The sequence below is a fragment of the Ralstonia sp. Ralssp135 genome, assembly GCF_047304345.1.
Taxonomy (GTDB): Bacteria; Pseudomonadota; Gammaproteobacteria; order Burkholderiales; family Burkholderiaceae; genus Ralstonia; species Ralstonia chuxiongensis.
In genome coordinates this window covers 237838-254629 of the sequence record NZ_JBGLYZ010000001.1, presented here as the reverse complement: position 1 = coordinate 254629, position 16792 = coordinate 237838, and the positions used below count along the sequence as shown (strand labels likewise).

Annotated in this window: 16 protein-coding genes; 4 read left to right on the top strand and 12 right to left on the bottom strand. The window is 63.1% G+C overall.

Going from position 1 to position 16792, the window contains the following annotated elements; translation table 11 throughout:
• Positions 1-237: 237 nt before the first annotated feature.
• From ACCD03_RS01130 to ACCD03_RS01105, 6 genes are all read right to left on the bottom strand, one after another.
• Complete coding sequence (locus tag ACCD03_RS01130) at positions 238-2424, bottom strand: TonB-dependent siderophore receptor (RefSeq protein ID WP_413410576.1); 2187 nt, start codon at positions 2422-2424, stop codon at positions 238-240.
• 119 nt (positions 2425-2543) lie between these two features.
• Positions 2544-4166, bottom strand: coding sequence for a PepSY-associated TM helix domain-containing protein (locus ACCD03_RS01125; RefSeq protein ID WP_413410575.1), 1623 nt, complete (start codon positions 4164-4166; stop codon positions 2544-2546).
• A 7-nt stretch (positions 4167-4173) separates the two neighbouring features.
• Positions 4174-4440, bottom strand: a complete 267-nt coding sequence (locus tag ACCD03_RS01120) for a hypothetical protein (protein ID WP_413410574.1) — start codon at positions 4438-4440, stop codon at positions 4174-4176.
• On the bottom strand, positions 4437-4721 hold the full coding sequence (locus ACCD03_RS01115; protein ID WP_253540717.1) for a hypothetical protein: 285 nt from the start codon (positions 4719-4721) through the stop codon (positions 4437-4439). Before ACCD03_RS01115 ends, ACCD03_RS01120 begins: the two co-directional genes overlap by 4 nt.
• A 138-nt stretch (positions 4722-4859) precedes the next feature.
• The gene (locus ACCD03_RS01110; protein WP_413410573.1) at positions 4860-5447 is read right to left on the bottom strand and encodes a 2-hydroxychromene-2-carboxylate isomerase; all 588 of its coding nucleotides are present in this window, start codon (positions 5445-5447) and stop codon (positions 4860-4862) included.
• A 49-nt stretch (positions 5448-5496) separates the two neighbouring features.
• Positions 5497-6231: an SDR family oxidoreductase gene (locus tag ACCD03_RS01105; protein WP_413410572.1), complete on the bottom strand. Its 735-nt coding sequence runs from the start codon at positions 6229-6231 to the stop codon at positions 5497-5499.
• Between the two features lie 91 nt (positions 6232-6322).
• Here ACCD03_RS01105 and ACCD03_RS01100 point away from each other — a divergent pair, with 91 nt between their 5' ends.
• Positions 6323-6898 (top strand): TetR/AcrR family transcriptional regulator, encoded by a 576-nt coding sequence (locus ACCD03_RS01100; protein WP_045205669.1) that lies wholly within the window; start codon positions 6323-6325, stop codon positions 6896-6898.
• 13 nt (positions 6899-6911) lie between these two features.
• Here ACCD03_RS01100 and ACCD03_RS01095 read toward each other — a convergent pair whose 3' ends face one another.
• The 3 genes from ACCD03_RS01095 to ACCD03_RS01085 form a co-directional block, all read right to left on the bottom strand.
• Positions 6912-7409 (bottom strand): hypothetical protein, encoded by a 498-nt coding sequence (locus ACCD03_RS01095; RefSeq protein ID WP_413410571.1) that lies wholly within the window; start codon positions 7407-7409, stop codon positions 6912-6914.
• Positions 7406-7939, bottom strand: a complete 534-nt coding sequence (locus tag ACCD03_RS01090) for a hypothetical protein (protein WP_413410570.1) — start codon at positions 7937-7939, stop codon at positions 7406-7408. Before ACCD03_RS01090 ends, ACCD03_RS01095 begins: the two co-directional genes overlap by 4 nt.
• A gap of 291 nt (positions 7940-8230) precedes the next feature.
• On the bottom strand, positions 8231-9046 hold the full coding sequence (locus ACCD03_RS01085) for an AraC family transcriptional regulator (RefSeq protein ID WP_413410569.1): 816 nt from the start codon (positions 9044-9046) through the stop codon (positions 8231-8233).
• Between the two features lie 98 nt (positions 9047-9144).
• Here ACCD03_RS01085 and ACCD03_RS01080 point away from each other — a divergent pair, with 98 nt between their 5' ends.
• The 3 genes from ACCD03_RS01080 to ACCD03_RS01070 all read left to right on the top strand — a co-directional run bounded on the left by ACCD03_RS01080 (position 9145) and on the right by ACCD03_RS01070 (position 12864).
• Positions 9145-10038: a DMT family transporter gene (locus ACCD03_RS01080; RefSeq protein WP_413410568.1), complete on the top strand. Its 894-nt coding sequence runs from the start codon at positions 9145-9147 to the stop codon at positions 10036-10038.
• A gap of 112 nt (positions 10039-10150) precedes the next feature.
• Entirely contained in the window at positions 10151-11188 is a 1038-nt protein-coding gene (locus tag ACCD03_RS01075; RefSeq protein ID WP_253540650.1) for a LacI family DNA-binding transcriptional regulator, read from the top strand.
• A 434-nt stretch (positions 11189-11622) separates the two neighbouring features.
• Positions 11623-12864 (top strand): hypothetical protein, encoded by a 1242-nt coding sequence (locus tag ACCD03_RS01070; protein WP_413410567.1) that lies wholly within the window; start codon positions 11623-11625, stop codon positions 12862-12864.
• 56 nt (positions 12865-12920) lie between these two features.
• On the opposite strand, the gene ACCD03_RS01065 is transcribed toward ACCD03_RS01070, so the two are convergent.
• The 3 genes from ACCD03_RS01065 to ACCD03_RS01055 all read right to left on the bottom strand — a co-directional run bounded on the left by ACCD03_RS01065 (position 12921) and on the right by ACCD03_RS01055 (position 16758).
• A complete protein-coding gene (locus ACCD03_RS01065; protein WP_413410566.1) occupies positions 12921-13847 on the bottom strand; it encodes an NAD-dependent epimerase/dehydratase family protein in 927 nt (308 codons plus the stop codon).
• Between the two features lie 154 nt (positions 13848-14001).
• Entirely contained in the window at positions 14002-15204 is a 1203-nt protein-coding gene (locus ACCD03_RS01060; RefSeq protein ID WP_253540644.1) for a sugar ABC transporter permease, read from the bottom strand.
• A 6-nt stretch (positions 15205-15210) separates the two neighbouring features.
• A complete protein-coding gene (locus tag ACCD03_RS01055) occupies positions 15211-16758 on the bottom strand; it encodes a xylose ABC transporter ATP-binding protein (protein WP_413410565.1) in 1548 nt (515 codons plus the stop codon).
• Positions 16759-16792: the final 34 nt, after the last annotated feature.

Genomic DNA, 16792 nt, shown 5'->3' with positions numbered 1-16792 from the left:
GACTTTCCCTGCCCTATGCGGCGCCTTGAATTTTTGTGACCGGGCGGAAAAAGGAAGGAGGCTTGTCTGAGCGTAGCGAGTTTGCCTCCTTCCCCGCCCGGTCACGGAAATTCAAGGAATGGTTCGCCGCATCGGGCGCGCCTTTCTTTGCTTACTTTCTTTGGCAAGACAAAGAAAGTGAGTCAGCCCCGGCAGGGGATGAAACAGGGGATGCACCAACACCATCAAAAAAAGACCTCAAAAATAAACCGTAGCACTAGCCCTAAACGTCCGAGGCGCCCCCTGCACAAGAATGAACCCCCAGCTCGGCAACCAGTACTTCTCATTCGTCAGGTTGTCGACATTGAACCGCAGCGTGACCGGCTTGCCGCTCACCTTGGTCGAATACCGCGCCCCCACATCAAACGTGTGATACCCCGGCACGATGTTGCTGTTGTTAGCCTCCAGCGCCGAGTTGCCGACGTACTGGCCGCCCGCTGACAGCACGAGCCCCGGCACCGGCGGCACGGCATATTCCACATACGCCGTCGCCTTGAAGCGCGGCGACCCATAGGCGCGTTTGCCCAGCACGGAGGCATCGGACTCCGTGTTCTCCGAATTCATGAACAGCACCCCGCCCAGCAGCGTCCAGTCACGTGCGAGCTTGCCGCGTGCGCTCAATTCGAGCCCGCGATAACGCGTCATGCCGTCTTGCGTATAGACGTTGTCCGGCCGCAGATACGCCAGTCCGCGCTGCACCTGGAACAGCGCCGCGCCGAATGTCCAGTCGTGCAGTTCGGCCTTGGCGCCCACCTCGACCTGCTTGCTCTTGAGCGGCCCGAATACCGTGCCCGCGTTGACTGCTGTGATCGGTGCGCTGGCGCCCGCTTCAAGCGATTCCACGTAGCTCGTGTACAGCGTCACCGGCTGCACGGGTTTGAACATCACCGCCAGCGTGGGCGTGATCGGCTCGCGGTTGTACTTGGCTGAGGTGCTGCCGTCGGCGTTGTACCCGGTCTGGTTGAAACGCGTGTAGCGCAACCCGCCGAGCACCGACCAATGCTCGCTGAATTTGACCGTGTCGCTGGCAAAGACGGCAGTCTGGTCGATACGGGATGTGCGAGCCAGACCGTCGGACGAGGGCACCCGCATCGGTGTCGCCCCAGACGACACAAACGCCGACGTGTCGTACAGATTGCCCGTGCCGAGCAACGTGGAAGCAAAGCCGCCCGTGGCTTGTGTGAGGCTCTGCCACGACGTGCCGAAGACGAGGTCGTGCTCTATCGAACCCGTGCGCACTTTGCCGTTGGCCATCACCTGCGCCTGGCTGTACTGGTAGCGCTGGTACGAGCTGTACTGCAACTCGCTGAAGTTGCCTGCGTTGTCGGTCAGCTGGATCGCGCTGTCGGCGTTGCCGCGGTTCTGCTGCGTGTAGCGATAGGCGGCGCGCACGTTCCAGTCGGGCGTGGCGGCCCAGTTCAGTTCGGTGCCGACGGATTTGATCTCGGTCTCGTAATACGAGCCTGGTGATGACACACGCTGGCTACCGTCAATGGCGCGCGGCGTGCGCACGAATTCCGTGACTGGCACACCAAAATCCTGGCCGGGGATGATGCCGTAGTACGCACCCTGCACGTTGCGCTGCATGTACAGGCCGTCGAATGACCACTGGAGATCCGGCGTGATGCGCGCATCGAGCGCCAACGATGCGGAGTCGCGCTTGATATGGCCGCCGTCGACAAAGGTGTCGCCTTCTTCATGCACCACCCCAACGCGGGCGCCCAGCGCCTTGGTCGGGCCGAAGCGCCCACCCACATCCACCGATTCCTTGAGCGTGCCGCCGCTGGTAAAGCCGAACGTGGCGCTGCCGCCAAAGGTGTTGGTGGGGCGCTTGGTCACGAAGTTGGCGATGCCGCCGGGCGTGCCGAAGCCATACATGAATCCCGACAGGCCTTTGAGCAGCTCGACGCGTTCGAAGTGTTCGAGCGGAACATCGCTGCCCCAGTTGGGCACGGCCAGGCCGTCGACCTTGTAGCCCTCCAGCAGATCCAGTTGCAGGCCGCGGATGGTGATGTTCGATGCCTCGCCGATATAACCGTCGTTGTTGGCGGTGACCGCTGGATCGCCCTTGAACACCTCGCCGATGGTCTGCGCCTGCCGGTTCTGAATCAGCTCTTGCGTGGCAACGTTGATGGTGAACGGTGTGTCGAGCACAGCCTTGTCGCCCAGTGCGCCGGTGCTGGCCTGCTTCGCGCCATAGGCAGCAGGTTTGCCTGCAGTGACCTGAGTGGCGGGCAGGTCGACCTGCGTGGTGGTCTGCTGTGCCTGCGCCGATGCGCCTGCACCCATGGCAGCGAATGCCAGCGCGAGCCGGCGCACCAACGGCGTTGGACGAAGGAAGGCGATAGGACGGCGTGAAGCGGGTAATAAAGCAACGGCTCGCATGATCAAGCTCCCCTGGATCAATGTTGTGTGCAGGCGTGCGCAGTCCCGCGCGAGCCGGCGGGCGGCATGCGCGGAGTCTGTGCGGGTGGTTGTGGTTATTTGGTGCGGAGCGTGTGGAGCTATGGCTCTCTGGCGACGCTCGGGTGCAGATCGTTGCCGACGCGCGATTCACGTACCGGCATGGCCCAGACAGAATCGGGCGCACCGTGGCGCGCCCGGCGCAGCGTCGCACGCGCAAGGCCGACAAAGCCGCACGCGAGCGCCAGTGCGCCCAGGTCGAAACCGGCCACCATCCAATCGCCGCGCGCCATCGTGCGCAGCAGGTGGTCACCGGTGACGACGGCATTGGTGATGGGCGCAAACACCGCTGCAATGGCGGCAGCGCTCAGCAGTTCGACGGCGCCGTGTGCTGGCGGCCGCAGCATCGCCCAGGCAATCGCCGCGAAGAACACGGTGTAGTACGTCACGCCGGCCGAACGCTCGGGCCACAGCAGCGCCGCCGGGAAAGTCGCCATGACGCCGACGCAACACCCGATACACACGCCGACCGTGGCGCGCGCCAGCAGCTGATGCACGCGTGGCTGATCGGCCTTGCGCTGCTTGCGGCGCGATTCGATCCACAGCAGGTTGCCCGAATAGAAGACGAACGCCCCCGCCAGCCCCATCACGAGATACGCGAGACGCAGGACGATGTCGCCGTAGGTGCCGAAGTGCAGGCCGTAGACCAGGCTGTAGATGGCGTGGTTGGTGTCGCGCGCATCGGGCGTCTGGCTGCCGACGAGCTTGCCGCTGTCGGGCTGATTGGCAGCCGCATGAATCGCTACGGAGCCGTAGTCGCCGACCGCTCGCGTGCTGCTGCCGCGCACTTCCGCCACGGCATTCGCATCGCCAATGTGCTGGTAGTGGATCGATTTGACGGTGAAGTTCGGGTCGGCCAATTCGCGTGCACGGGCGAGCAGTTGCTCAGCCGGCAACATCGACGCCGCATGATTGGCCGCAACCACCGTGCCGGCTGCCGTCGTCACACGCGGCACCGCATCGAACAGCTTGCCGTTGAGCGCTACGGTGTTGAATACGGTCATCAGCACGATGCTCAGACACAGCACCGGCGCGGTGATCGCAAAGATCAGATGAAAGGGCAGACTGAACAGCCCCAGCACGTTGTGCATGTCCATCCAGAAGCGCTTGAGATTGCGCCCTGGGCGGACGGCCAGCAGATCCTTCTTCAGGCGGGGCAGGTGCAGCAGCACGCCCGAGATGAGCGCCACGCCATAGAGCACTGAGATCACGCCCATGAAATACATGCCCGGCTCTTCCAGCCCCAGCGAGTAGTGCAGCCGGTTGAGGAAATTGGCCAGTTCGCCTTTCGATGGCTCGATCGACAGATCTTTCGGCGAGGTCCTGCCCGCAGCGAGCCCACTGCGGGTCGTCACTTGCCAATCGCCCTTGCTGTTCTGCCAGTACGCGGAGAACTCCGGCTCGCCCTCGTTGGGGAAGATGACGTACGCGCTTGCGGCAGCGGCCGGGTGCGTGCGCACCAGCGCGTTCACGAAGTGATCGATGTCGACCGGCTTGATGGCAACGGCGGCATGGTCGGCGCGCAGCGGGTTCTGCCACGCATGCAGTTCTTCATGGAACACGGTGAGCGCGCCCGCAAAGAACGCGATGAACAGCGCCCAGCCCGCTATCAGGCCCACCCAGGTATGCAGCGTCTGATACAGACGTAAGGTCGTCGATTTCATGGCGAGGTCAGGCCACCAACAGGCGCGGCAGCCACAGCACGCCGAACGACAGCGCGTTGGCTGCCGCCAGCACGCCCCACGCATGGGCGCTGCTCCGAAACAGCACGCTCACGCTGATGATCACGGCCCACAGTGGCAGGCACGCGAGCAGCGCGCCGATGACGCCGCTTTCCCAGCCGCCCGGCAGCCGCAGTATCGCCAGCGTGCACAGCGCAACCGACAGCGGCAGCCCGAGCACGGTACCGGCCAGCCATTTGGTGCCCATGCCGTTCATGACCGCGCCTCAAAGCCTGCACGCCGTTGCTGTGTCCACGCACCCAACATGGGCCATAGCGACAAGGCCCCCGTCACCACCAGCACCACCGCAATGGTTGCCCCCGGCCAGCCGAGCGCGTCGTTCCACAGCACGGCGGCAGTGCCCGACAACGTAACGGCAACGCTACACAGCACGCGCCCCCGCAGGCGCGAAGCGCGCGCGAGCAGCACTTGGTTGGGCGCGGCCGCATACAGGCAGCCTGCCGCGAGCAGCCCGAACAGGAGGGCAATTCCGTGCATGGCAGTGTTCAGTTTTGTTGAGAATGCAAATAATAATGATTCGTATTAAAAAAACAAGGCGAGGCAATATGACCTCGTAAGGGAAGGGGAGATGGGAGGAGCATGCGGCGGCCCTCATCGCCGGCGCATGCGAAGTTGTCAGGACAGCGCTGCCTCGACGAAGTGCAGACGATCCTGCCCCCAGAACATCTCGTCGCCGACAAAGAACGTGGGCGCACCAAACACGCCGCGCGCCACGGCCTCTTCGGTCGTCTTGCGCAGCGTCTGCTTGATGTGGTCGTCCTGCACAAGCTCCAGCATGAGCGCGGGGGAGATGCCGGCCGCTTCCAGTACCGCAGCGAGTTCCTGCAGATCACCGAGATTGCGGGGGTGCTCGAACATCGCGCTGAAGATGACGGCGAGATAGCGGTGGAATTCCGCGTCGCTGCGCAACTGCATGCCCACCGCACCGCGCATCAATTGCAGCGTGTTGATCGGAAAGTGCGGGTTCTGCTGGATCGGCACGCCAAAGTGTTTTGCCCAGCGTTCCAGATCCACGTTGGAGTAGCGGCCCTTGGCGGGAATCGTCGCCGGGCTGCTGTTGCCTGTGGCCTGGAACACCCCGCCCAGCAGCATCGGCCGCCAGACAATGTCCGCGCCCTGGGCTTGCGCGATCTTCGGCAACTGGTGATACGCGAGGTAGCTGTAGGGGCTGCCCACATCGAAGAAGAATTCGACCTGCTTCATGCGTGTGTCTCCTGGTTTTGTGATGTTGCGATGGGCGAGGAACAGGCTTCTACCAGCGCTCGATCCAGGGCCTCAGGTCGAGCTCATGCGTCCACGCGTCGCGGGGCTGCGTGTGCAGATACCAGTAGTTCTCGGCGATGTGCTCGGGGTTGAGGATGCCGTCCTGGTCTTTCAGCGCGTAGCGCTCGGGAAAGTTCTCGCGGATGAACGCCGTGTCGATCGCACCATCGACCACCACATGCGCCACGTGTATCCCCTTGGGGCCCAGCTCGCGCGCCATGCTCTGCGCCAGCGCGCGCAACGCATGCTTGGCACCTGCGAATGCCGCAAAGTTGGCCGCGCCGCGCATGCCGGCCGTCGCCCCGGTGAAAAGGATCGTGCCGCGCCCCCGCGTGACCATGCGCTTGGCCACTTCGCGCCCCGCCAGGAAGCCCGAAAAACACGCCATCTCCCAGATCTTGAAATACTTGCGCGCGGTCTCGTCCAGGATGCTGCTCGGCACGTTGGCACCAATGTTGAAGACCATCACCTCGATGGGGCCGACGTCGCGCTCGATGTCGTCGACGAGCTTGATGACGTCGTCTTCCTTGCGCGCGTCGGATGCAAAGCCCTGCGCTTGCCCGCCTTCCGCGCGGATCGCCTCGACCAGCGGTTGCAGCTTGTCGGCCGAGCGGCGCGTCACGCAGGCGATGTAGCCCTCGCGGGCAAAGCGCCTGGCGATGGCACCGCCCGTGGCATCTCCCGCGCCGATGACGAGGGCCGCCTTGTTGTTGCTTGTCTCCATGTCCACCTCGTTTATAGAATAACGATCGTTACTGAAAAGAAAATTATGCTACTGGTTGCATAGTGTCAAGCGGGAAAAAGCAGGGGAAAACATGCGATACCAGCCCGGCCACAAGGAAGAAAAGCGCAAGGAGCTGCTGAAGGCGACCGGCCGCAAGGTCAAGGTGAATGGCTTTGCCGCGACCGGTGTGGATGCGCTTGCGCAGGCAGCCGGCATGACCAGCGGCGCGTTCTACAGCCACTTCGGCTCCAAATCGGATTGGCTCAAAGCGTTGATCGAGGCCGAACTGGCCGCCAGCCGCGAGATGTGGGCCGGCAATCCGCACGATACGGCCGAAGATTGGCTGCGCTTCGAGCTGGATCGCTACCTGTGCCTTGCCCACGTGAAGCATCCCGAGGCAGGTTGCGCCGTGCCCGGCCTTGCCGCCGAGATCGCGCGCGCAGATGCCTCAGTGCGCGAGCTGTATCAGGAAGAGATGCGCAAAGGCCACGCGATCCTGGCGCAGCGTCTGGGTGACGACGATGCCGCGTGGGCGATGATTGCGCAGCTGGTGGGTGCCATCCATATTGCGCGGGCCATGCCGGAGGAGGCCATGCAGCGCACGATTGTCGAGGCGAGCAAGCGGTTTCTGCAGGACGCCGTGACGCGCCTTGCCGCCAAGTCCTGACGTACGAGGCGTGCTATTGCAAGTTGCCCCAGCGTGGCACGGCGGGCTCGGCGTTGGCCCATTGCCATGTGGTGCCGTTCTGGCACGCAAAGATCGTGTAACCGGCACCGGGCGCGTTCTTGGGCGCCAGGGCTTCCTGAACGGTCAGGATGGCCTCTCGGCAGGTGGCCAGCGGCGTCGTGAACGTGCGCACCAGAACGACCTGGCCGTGCGCCTTGGTCAAGCCCATCATGCGTTCGAGCGACCAGTTGAGCGAAGGCGTGCTGTCGCTCAATCGCCCGACTGCCATCGCGAGCGCATCCTGCTCGCTGGCGGCCCATTTGCGCGTTGCGTATTTGATGGACGCATCGGTCGCGGCGTTGACCGACACGGCCACGCCATAGGCCACCGCCGGGTTGCCCGTGACAGTGCCCGTGGCCACGCCCGCCGCCGCGCCGGTCAACGGCCCCACCGACGAGCAGCCGGCCATCAGGCCCGCACACCCTGCTATAAGCCAGCGCGCGCGGCTCATTGCAGCGAACCCCATCGCGCCGTGGCCGGTTCCGCGGTCGCCCACTTCCATTGCTTGCCGTCGTGGCAGATGGAGGCGACAAAGAAGTCGACCTTTGCAGCGCCATCTTCCATTCCGTCGACGGTAAAGAGGATTTCCTTGCAGTTGACGAGCGGCCCGTTGATCGAACGCGTGACCACCACGCGGCCATGTTCGTCGGGCTCCAAGGGGATGCGGTGCTTGACCTGCCAGTTGCCGACGGTGTTGTCGGCCAGCGCGCCAGCGATCTGCGCGATGTGGTCTTGAGTTTCAGTGTGGATGACACGTTGGCTGTGTTGCAACGCAGCCCGTGCGCCGGCTTGTACGCCCAAGCCGATGCCGGTGGCCACCGCCGCGTTGTCGGTCACCTTGGCTGCGAGGGCTGCACCGCCGATACCCGCTGCGGTGGTCGTGCCTTCCGACATCAGTGAACTGCAACCGCTGAGTGCCAACGTGCTCAGGGTGAGCGCGCTGCCCAGCATTCGGGCAGATGCGAACCGAGGTGTGCGCATGTGTGGACTTCCAAATCTGCAACAGAGCGAATTCTAAAGGACACCGTGGCCCGCAAACGGCGATGCGGCGCGGTTTCTCACAATTGTTTTTAGTTGTAGCGGCGCGGTGTCGTTAGTGCTCAGCCTGGGCAAAGCGCCTTCAACTGCGTGGCCACCGCATTAAAACCACCCGCACCCGTGTCGATACCGGGCCTCTTTGCGACCGATACACGTGGAGCGTCCAGGGTTGCGGTTCGAACCGTCGCAGCACGCGCACGCTGCCGCGCGCTTCGGCCGCGTGGTGCCGATGGCCTATGCGGCGGGGCGTTCGGTCTCGCCGCCCATTTGCCGGCGATAGCGTTCGGGCGAAAACCCGACCTGCTTGCGGAACATCGCAATAAACGCCGAAGGTGTTCCATACCCGAGCGCGAGCGCAATGTCCTGCACGGGGCTGTCTTCCTTGAGCCACACCAGCGCGCGCAGCAGCCGCACGCGGTTGCGCCATTGCACGAAGCTCATGCCCAGCTCGGTCTGGAAGCGGCGTGCGAGTGTGCGCTCGGTGCTGTGGACGCGTTCGGCCCATTGCTGCAGTGTGGTGATGTCGGCGGGGTCCAGGCGGATGGCGTGCAGGATGGGCTCGAGCTGGCGATCTGTGCTGTCGGGGAGGTAGCTGTCGGCGTGGCCGGCACGCGCCAACATTTCCACCAGCAACTCGAACTGACGCAGGTCCCACGCGTCGGTCATGGCGGCGACGCGGCGCGTGGCGAAGTCTTCGAACAGCGCGCGCACCAGCGGCGTTTGCGGAATCAGGCAGGCCATGGGCGGCAACCGCTGCGCAAGCGGTTCGGCCAAGTACACCGAGAGGAAGTCCGTCGCCTGCCGGATCGATGCCGAATGCGGCTGGTTGGCCGGCACCCAGATCACGTATTCGGCGGGCGCGGTCAGCCGGCGGCCATCGACCACCACTTCCATCAAACCTAAGCTGATGCGGTTGATCTGGCCCCACGGGTGCGTGTGCGGCTCGATATCGGTTTCGGGCTCGAAATGGTCGTAGCGAAAGTAGAACGGAGCCCCCTTGGGCACCCGTAGATCGGCTTCGCGGTAGGCGGTGTACAGGGTGTCAGCCACGGTTGTCGCTTTCGAGGGGTGATGTTGTCTGGTTTGAAGTATATGTTTTGAACCAGCCATTACTAAACTGCGGTCTTCCATTGTTCGAGGAGGCCGCCGTGCCTGTGCTGTATCCCTTGCTGGCGGTGCTGATCTGGGCTGCCAACACCATCGTCTCCAAGGCCGCGGCCGGCGTGGTGGACCCGGCGGCCATTTCGTTCTACCGGTGGTTGCTGGCGGCCATCGTGCTGACACCTTTCTGCGTGCGGCCGCTGTGGCGCCAACGTCAGGCTGTGCTGGCGCAGTGGCGCCGCTTTGCGGTGCTCGCGCTGCTCGGCATGGTGATGTACCAATGCCTGGCGTATTACGCGGCGCACAGCACGAGCGCGACCAACATGGGCGTGATCGGTGCCTTGATCCCGATGCTGGGGCTGATCCTGAACGTGCTGGTATTTCGTCAGCCTGTCGGGGCGCAGGCAGTGACGGGCGTGGTGGTGTCGCTCCTTGGCGTGCTGTACCTGCTGGGGCGCGGAGAACCTGCCAACCTGTTCGATGGCGGCATCAACCACGGCGATGTGCTGGTGCTTGCCGGCGCCACTGCATATGCGCTGTACAACATCCTCTATCGACGTTGGGCGCTGCCGTTCGGGCAGTGGCTCAATCTGTACGTGCAGGTGCTGGTGGCTGTCGTGATGCTTGTGCCGGTGGCCATGACCGCGCACAGCCTGGCCGTACCGGCCAAGGGCATCGGGCTGGTGGTGTTTGCGGGCATTGCCTCGTCGATCGTCGCATCGTATTTGTGGATGCAGGGGCTCAAGCGCATCGGCAGCGAGCGTACGGCGGTGTTGATGAACCTGATGCCGGTCTTCACGGCAGGAATGGCTGCGGTGATGCTGGGAGAGACCGTGCACGGCTATCACTGGATCGGCGGCGGCCTCGTTCTGCTGGGCGTGAGCCTGGCGCAAGGCATCGTTCGGCTGCCGATCGGCCGTTCGGGATTGAGCGCCCGTTAGTTTTTTTGGCCGCGCGGCTTGGGGGTTGGCGGTAAAATCGAACACATTGGCGGGCGCGTGATGGCGCCCGTTCCGTGTTCCAGAACCACTCTCGCCAGACCATCGTCAGACCATGAAGCGCAACGCAGGAGCTGTCACCGTCGATGATGTTGCCGCGCATGCGGGCGTGTCCATCAAGACCGTCTCGCGCGTCCTCAACCACGAGCCCAACATCAGCGAGAAGACGCGCGCGAAGGTGGTCGAGGCGATGCAGACGCTCGACTATCGGCCCAACCCGGCTGCCCGGCGACTGGCCAGCAAGCGCGCCGACATCATCGCGCTTGTCTACGACAACCCCTCCGACAACTACATCGTCAACATTCAGCACGGCGCGCTCGAAGCCTGCCAGGCGCTCGATTACAGCCTGCTGCTGACCCCTTGCAACTACCGCGACCCGAACCTCGCCGAGCAGATCATCCAGAGCGCGCGCCAGCGTGCGCTGGCCGGCATCATCCTGACGCCACCGGTGTCGGATGTGCCGTCGCTCATCACGGCGCTGGATGAAGCCGGCATCGACTACGTGCGCCTGGCCCCCGCCGACCGCGAGCACAAAGGGTTGTCTGTCAACACCGAAGACCGCGCTGCCGCGCGCGACATGACGCTGCACCTGATCGGGCTCGGGCATCGTCGCATCGGTTTCGTGGTGTGCGATCCTGCCCATGGCGCGGCGTATCAGCGCGTATTCGGCTATCGCGACGCGATGGCGCAAGCTGGCATCGAAGTTGACGAGCGATTGGTAGAGCAGGGCGAACACTCGTTCGAGTCCGGCGTTGCCTGCGCTGAGCGGTTGCTGTCCTGCGAGCCGCGTCCGACTGCCATCTTCGCAGGTAACGACGACATGGCCGCCGGCGTGCTGCGGGTGGCCCAGGCGCGCGGCATCAAGGTGCCGGAAGAACTCTCCATTTGCGGCTACGACGACACGCCGCTCTCACGCCAGCTCTGGCCGGCGCTCACCACCGTGCGTCAGCCGATCCAGGCCATGGCGCATGCGGCTGTGGAACAGCTCATTGCGATCCACCGCCCGCATCTACCGGGCCTGAAGCCGCATTCGGTGCACGAAAACTTGCAGTATGAGTTGGTGATTCGGGAATCGACTTGTGCGCCGGCGTAAGGCGCGGCGTTACCACTGTCGATTGGAAAACACGCCGCTTGTCCACGGGGATGCACTTCCGTTCTGTCTGCAAGTCCCACATTAGTCAACCCACACGGTGGAGGGTACTGGCCAAAAACCTAAGCCATTATCGTTCCGTGCCCGAATTTTGCCTCGTCGCGCAGCTGCAGACCTTGATGTCGGGTGCAAAACTGCCGAGAATCACCTTGACTGGGCAATCATTTGGGGTGGGGCGCAAAGCGCGTATTTGATTTCGTCCATTTCTCATTCCAATTGTCCAGTTCGTCACTAAGCTGTAACGATTTTTACAGCCTCATATTGGGTGGGGCGGCCCACAGCGCTGCGCCGAAGCCGGCGCAACAAAAAAATGCATTAGGTGACCCCTGGTGCACCTGCCTGCAAGCAGTTGGCAATTTTTTAGGACGGTAGAGGTAATGAAGAAGATTAATCCTGCGGCGTATGACGACGGCGATCCATTCGATTTTGATTTGCAAGCCTTCATTGCGCGCTGCTGGGAACTACGACGACAGATCATTCTGTTTGCGACCGTATTCTCCTTACTGATTCTTGCGTTCTCATTTTGGATTGGCCGTCAGTACTCCAGCGAAGGGTTCATGCGCGCGCCCCGCAAGTTTGCGGAATACAACGTCCAGAAGGCTGCGTTCTGGGATCGCGAGACGCTACATCGCTATCTCGAAGACAACAAGAAAATCGGCGATGTCAACGGTCAGTATTTGTTGGGAAGTTTGAGCGAACGCTTCGTCCAGGCGCACGTGCACGCGGTTTTGCCGTTGTCGAAAGATGATCTGCGTTACATCACCGACGCTAAGGGGATGCTCGACACCATCGGAATCCTAGGTTTCTCGATCACGTTCAAGGATCGGTCGGCGGAGAACGCGCAAGCCCGTGTTCAACTAATGGGGGACTACATCAAGGACACCATGCTGAGTGAAGATCTGCTGGATACGATCTATACCAAAGCTGGCGAAGCCAAGGCGAAAAAGCAACAGATCGACAACCTGATCATCCAGAAGAGGCTGGCCCTGACCCAGGCTTCCAGCCGGCTCGAAGCGGCCCGCTTGATCGCGGGCAAGTACCCTGAAGCATCGAAGATGGAAGCGCGCCAACTGCTTTCGACCGGCAGTGACGCCAACGCGTCGCGCTATCTGTCTCCCGTTGCGCAGCTCGTTGGCATTGAAACCGAAATTGCTGACCTGAAATCGCAACTCACTTTGCTGGAACGCGACGCCGAGCAGAACGCTCTGCGCAATGAATTCTACGAACGCATCGACCAAGGTACCCGCCAAGCTAAGACCGGTAGCGCGTTGCTGGCCGAGTTTGTAAAGACGGCTCAAGCTGTGTTCACGGGCAAAGATCTTAAAGACGACAAAACCCGCGAGATTTATAACCAGCTAATGGTGATTGCCGAGCAGATGCGCAACAAGCACATCACAGAGGCACGCTTCGTTTCGGGCCCGACTTTGCCGGAATACCGTTCGGGGCCAAGTTCGCTGGCGCTGGCGCTGCTGTCGCTCATCGGCGGAGTCGCGCTCGGGACCCTGAGCGTGCTGCTACTGGACAAGCTCCGTGCTTTTAAGGCTGGTCGTGGCAATCCCGCGTTCGATGAAGAGCTGGGATCGGAAGGAGAGAGCCTGCGGCCGGTTCAAGTCGCCTGATTTTCCTACGTTCCAACGAAAAGCCCGGCCATTAGCGCCGGGCTTTTTCATGCGCCTCACTGCGATTGCTTGATCAACGCATACAAATCATCCTGCGGGTCATACCCCAGCAACTCGCGCCCGGTCTCCAGGCCCCAATCCATCCCTCGATTGTTCGACACGCCATTCACGACGATGGCCGGTGCAGGCCAGCGCGCCGGGTCTGCCGTGATCGAGCAGAGGAACAGCCGGCGCAAATCCCCATTTGAGAGCCACATGTTGCGGAACCAGCGCAGCGCCACGTGGCTGGCTTCATCGGGCAACTCGGTCGGCACGGGCGTGTCGGCGGTGCCGGAATAGTTGATCTCGTTGGGGTCGTTTTCGTCGGGCAATGCCCAGCCGATACGCAGCGACACGATCGACAGCTTGCCGCCGTTGGCTTTGGAGACGGCGCCCACTGCTTTGCAGAGCCGTTCGCCCATGGCCTTGGACGTTCCGTAGGCGAGTGAGTAGACGTCTTCTGTGCCGTTATTCCAGCGCGTGCCTGGGGCGGGCGCCAGCTCGGCGGTGAGTTTGCCAGGGCCGATGGTGCCGGCCAGGGGTTGGTCCTTGTACGCGCCCATCGCGTGGTTGGACGAGGCGAACACGAAGCGGCGCACGCCGTGCGTGGCAGCGGCCTGCAGCACATTGAGCGTCATGCCGTAGGAGGCCAGCGCTTGCTCCCACGTTGCGTCTGGCGTGGAGTGGATGGCGGCCAAGTGGATGACCGCATCGACGTTGCTCAGCAGATCCGTCCATGCACCATCGGCTTGCGTGAGGTCGGCCTTGACCCATTGGAAACGTTGGGCCGCTTGCGGCGAAAACTCGACGTTCTGTGCCACCCAGTCGATGCCGACGATGGAGGTGCACCACGGGGCGGAGGCCAGTGCCTCGACGACCTTGCGGCCTAGGTTGCCAGCTACGCCGGTCACAAGAACGCGAGCAGGGGTTTGGTAGTCAGCCACGATGTGGAATTCCGTTCGGGATGAAGGATAGAAAGGCGCGACCGGCGGCTGGCGCTGCAACACCATCGCGCGCCGCCGTGTCGTTCCAGATCAGGAAGGGGGCCGGATGGGCCCAGGAGTTGTGTGGCGTTTGCCGACGGGTCAGCCGCCGAGGTCAGCCGCGATTGGAGCCCGACAGCACGTCGATCAGCACCGCGACCACCAGCACCACGCCCTTGACGATCATCTGCCACGAGGCGTCGACGTTCATCTGCTGCATGCCGTTGTCGAGGCTGGCCATGACGAGTGCGCCGATCAGTGCGCCGTACACCGTACCCGAGCCGCCGCGCATCGACGTGCCGCCGATGAAGCACGCGGAGATGGCATCCAGTTCGCCGCCAACACCGGCGGACGGCGAGCCCGCGGCCGAACGTGCCGTGGTGATGATGCCCGCGAAAGCGCACATCAGGCCCATCAGCACGAATACCAGCAGCTTGACGCGGCCGACGTTCACGCCGGACAGGCGCGTGGCTTCCATGTTGCCGCCCACCGCATAGACATGACGGCCGAAGACGGTTTGCGTAGCGACGTACGAAAAGATGGCCAGCAGCACCAGCAGGATCAGCACCGGCAGCGGCACGCCGCTGGCGTCGTTGAGCACCGCGACGAAGCCGAACGAGGCGGCAGCGATGGCCAGCAGCTTCAGTCCGTCAGCCCAGATCGGCGTGCGCGAGAGCGACAGGCGGGCACGCTCGTGACGCCGGCGCACGGTCAGCACGACCGAGCCCACAACGATGATGGCGGCCAGCGACCACGACAGCCATGCCGGCACGAAGCCCTGCGCGAGGTTGCCGAGGTCATCGGGCACCGGGGCAATCGTCACGCTGTCGGTGCTCCACTGCAGCAAGCCACGGAAGGCCAGCATCCCGCCCAGGCCAACGATGAACGACGGCACACGCAGCTTGGTCGTGATGAAGCCGTTGACCACGCCGATGGCCGCGCCTGCCACGAGCACCGTGCCCACGGCCAGCCAGGTGTTCCATCCCAGGTTGACGGTGAGGATGGCGACCAGCCCGCCCAGCAGGCCCAGCAGCGAGCCGACTGAAAGATCGATCTCACCCGCGATGATGACGAACACCATGCCGCAGGCCAGCATGCCTGTGACTGACATCTGCAGGAACAGGTTGGAGATGCTGTTGGGCTTGAGGAATGTGCCGTTGGTCTGGAAGTAGAAGAAGATCCAGATGAGTGCGACGGCCAGCAGCAGCGCCAGCACCTTGTAGCGCACGAACAATTGCTGGATGGCGCGGCTATCCAGACGCGGGCCGCCATTGCCGCCGTTTTGGCGGGCGAGTTGGGATTGCAGGATATTGGACATGGCAATTCAAGCCGCTTGGCGGCCGGGTTCAGCGTTGATTGCAGCAGCCAGGATGCGCTCCTGGGTCAGGCCTTGATTGACGAAGTCGCCGCGCAACTGGCCTTCGCCGATGACCAGGACACGATCGCTCATGCCAAGGATTTCCGGCATCTCGGAAGAGACCATGATGATCGCCACGCCGCTGGCGGCCAGGTCGGCAATCATCTTGTAGATGTCGTACTTGGAGCCGACGTCGACACCGCGCGTCGGCTCATCGAGGATAAGCACCTTCGGCATCGCCAGTACCATCTTCGTGACCACGGCCTTCTGCTGGTTGCCGCCGGATAGGCTGGCAATCGCCAGTGCCGGGCTTGCGGTCTTGATGCGCAGGCGTTTGATTTCGCGGTCGACGGTGGAGAGTTCGGCGCCCTTGTCGACACGCAAACCACGCGCGTACTGAGCCAGCGTGGCGAGCGTGATGTTCTCGCCCACGGCCATCAGCGGGACGATGCCGTGGCGCTTGCGGTCTTCGGGCACAAGGCAGATGCCGTTGGCAATCGCCTGCGCGGGTGTGCTGACCTTGACAGGCTTGCCTTCCATGATGATCTCGGCGCTGGAGCGGCCGGGATAAGCACCGAACAACGCGGACACCATCTCCGTACGCCCGGCGCCCACCAGACCGGCAATGCCGAGAATCTCACCGCGGCGCACGGCAAAACTCACGTTGTCGGTGCGCTTGCGGTTGGGGTTGGTGACATCCCAGCAGGTGACGTTGCGCGCTTCCATCACCACTTCGCCCACGGTGTGTTCCACCTTGGGGAAGAGCGATGTCATTTCGCGGCCGACCATCATCGTGATGATGTTGTCGATGGTCATGTCGGCGGCGGGGCGCGTGCCGATGTGCTTGCCGTCGCGGATGACGGTGACGGTATCGCACACGCGCTTCACCTCATCGAGCTTGTGCGAGATATACACACACGCCACGCCGCTGCGTTTGAGGTCGTCAATGATGGACAGCAGCACCTCGATTTCTTTGGCGGACAGCGATGACGTCGGCTCGTCCAGGATCAACAGGCGCGCGTTTTTGGCGAGCGCCTTGGCAATCTCAAAGAGCTGCTGGTGGCCGCTACCGTAGTTCATCACGGGGGCGGCCACGTTCACGTCGGTCAGACGCAGGCGGGCGAGCAGTTCTTCGGCCTTGGCGTGCATGGCGTCGTAGTCCATGCGGCCACCCGGTTTGGTGATCTCGTTGCCGAGGAAGATGTTCTCCGTGACGGAGAGCTGCTGCACCAGCATCAGCTCCTGATGGATGATGACGATGCCTGCGCGCTCGCTGTCACGCACGGAATGCGCGTGCAGCGGCTCACCTTCCCACAGGATCTCGCCTTCGAAGGTGCCGTAGGGGTAGACCCCCGACAGCACCTTCATGAGGGTCGATTTCCCGGCGCCGTTCTCCCCGCACAAACCGACGCATTCGCCTGGCTTCACTGCCAGGCTGACGCCGTCGAGCGCGCGCACACCGGAGAACGACTTCACGATGTTGCGCATCTCGAACAGGGTGCCGTTACTGCTCATGGCGTTCTCCTACTTACTACGACTGACCACTGAC

Excerpts from the sequence above, each read along its gene's own strand:
- ACCD03_RS01115 (WP_253540717.1), bottom strand. The coding sequence starts at position 4,721 with ATGCACGGAATTGCCCTCCTGTTCGGGCTGCTCGCGGCAGGCTGCCTG.
- ACCD03_RS01095 (WP_413410571.1), bottom strand. The coding sequence starts at position 7,409 with ATGAGCCGCGCGCGCTGGCTTATAGCAGGGTGTGCGGGCCTGATGGCC.
- ACCD03_RS01055 (WP_413410565.1), bottom strand. The coding sequence starts at position 16,758 with ATGAGCAGTAACGGCACCCTGTTCGAGATGCGCAACATCGTGAAGTCG.
- ACCD03_RS01100 (WP_045205669.1), top strand. The coding sequence starts at position 6,323 with ATGCGATACCAGCCCGGCCACAAGGAAGAAAAGCGCAAGGAGCTGCTG.
- ACCD03_RS01125 (WP_413410575.1), bottom strand. The coding sequence starts at position 4,166 with ATGAAATCGACGACCTTACGTCTGTATCAGACGCTGCATACCTGGGTG.
- ACCD03_RS01110 (WP_413410573.1), bottom strand. The coding sequence starts at position 5,447 with ATGAAGCAGGTCGAATTCTTCTTCGATGTGGGCAGCCCCTACAGCTAC.
- ACCD03_RS01105 (WP_413410572.1), bottom strand. The coding sequence starts at position 6,231 with ATGGAGACAAGCAACAACAAGGCGGCCCTCGTCATCGGCGCGGGAGAT.
- ACCD03_RS01070 (WP_413410567.1), top strand. The coding sequence starts at position 11,623 with ATGAAGAAGATTAATCCTGCGGCGTATGACGACGGCGATCCATTCGAT.
- ACCD03_RS01130 (WP_413410576.1), bottom strand. The coding sequence starts at position 2,424 with ATGCGAGCCGTTGCTTTATTACCCGCTTCACGCCGTCCTATCGCCTTC.
- ACCD03_RS01060 (WP_253540644.1), bottom strand. The coding sequence starts at position 15,204 with ATGTCCAATATCCTGCAATCCCAACTCGCCCGCCAAAACGGCGGCAAT.
- ACCD03_RS01075 (WP_253540650.1), top strand. The coding sequence starts at position 10,151 with ATGAAGCGCAACGCAGGAGCTGTCACCGTCGATGATGTTGCCGCGCAT.
- ACCD03_RS01090 (WP_413410570.1), bottom strand. The coding sequence starts at position 7,939 with ATGCGCACACCTCGGTTCGCATCTGCCCGAATGCTGGGCAGCGCGCTC.
- ACCD03_RS01120 (WP_413410574.1), bottom strand. The coding sequence starts at position 4,440 with ATGAACGGCATGGGCACCAAATGGCTGGCCGGTACCGTGCTCGGGCTG.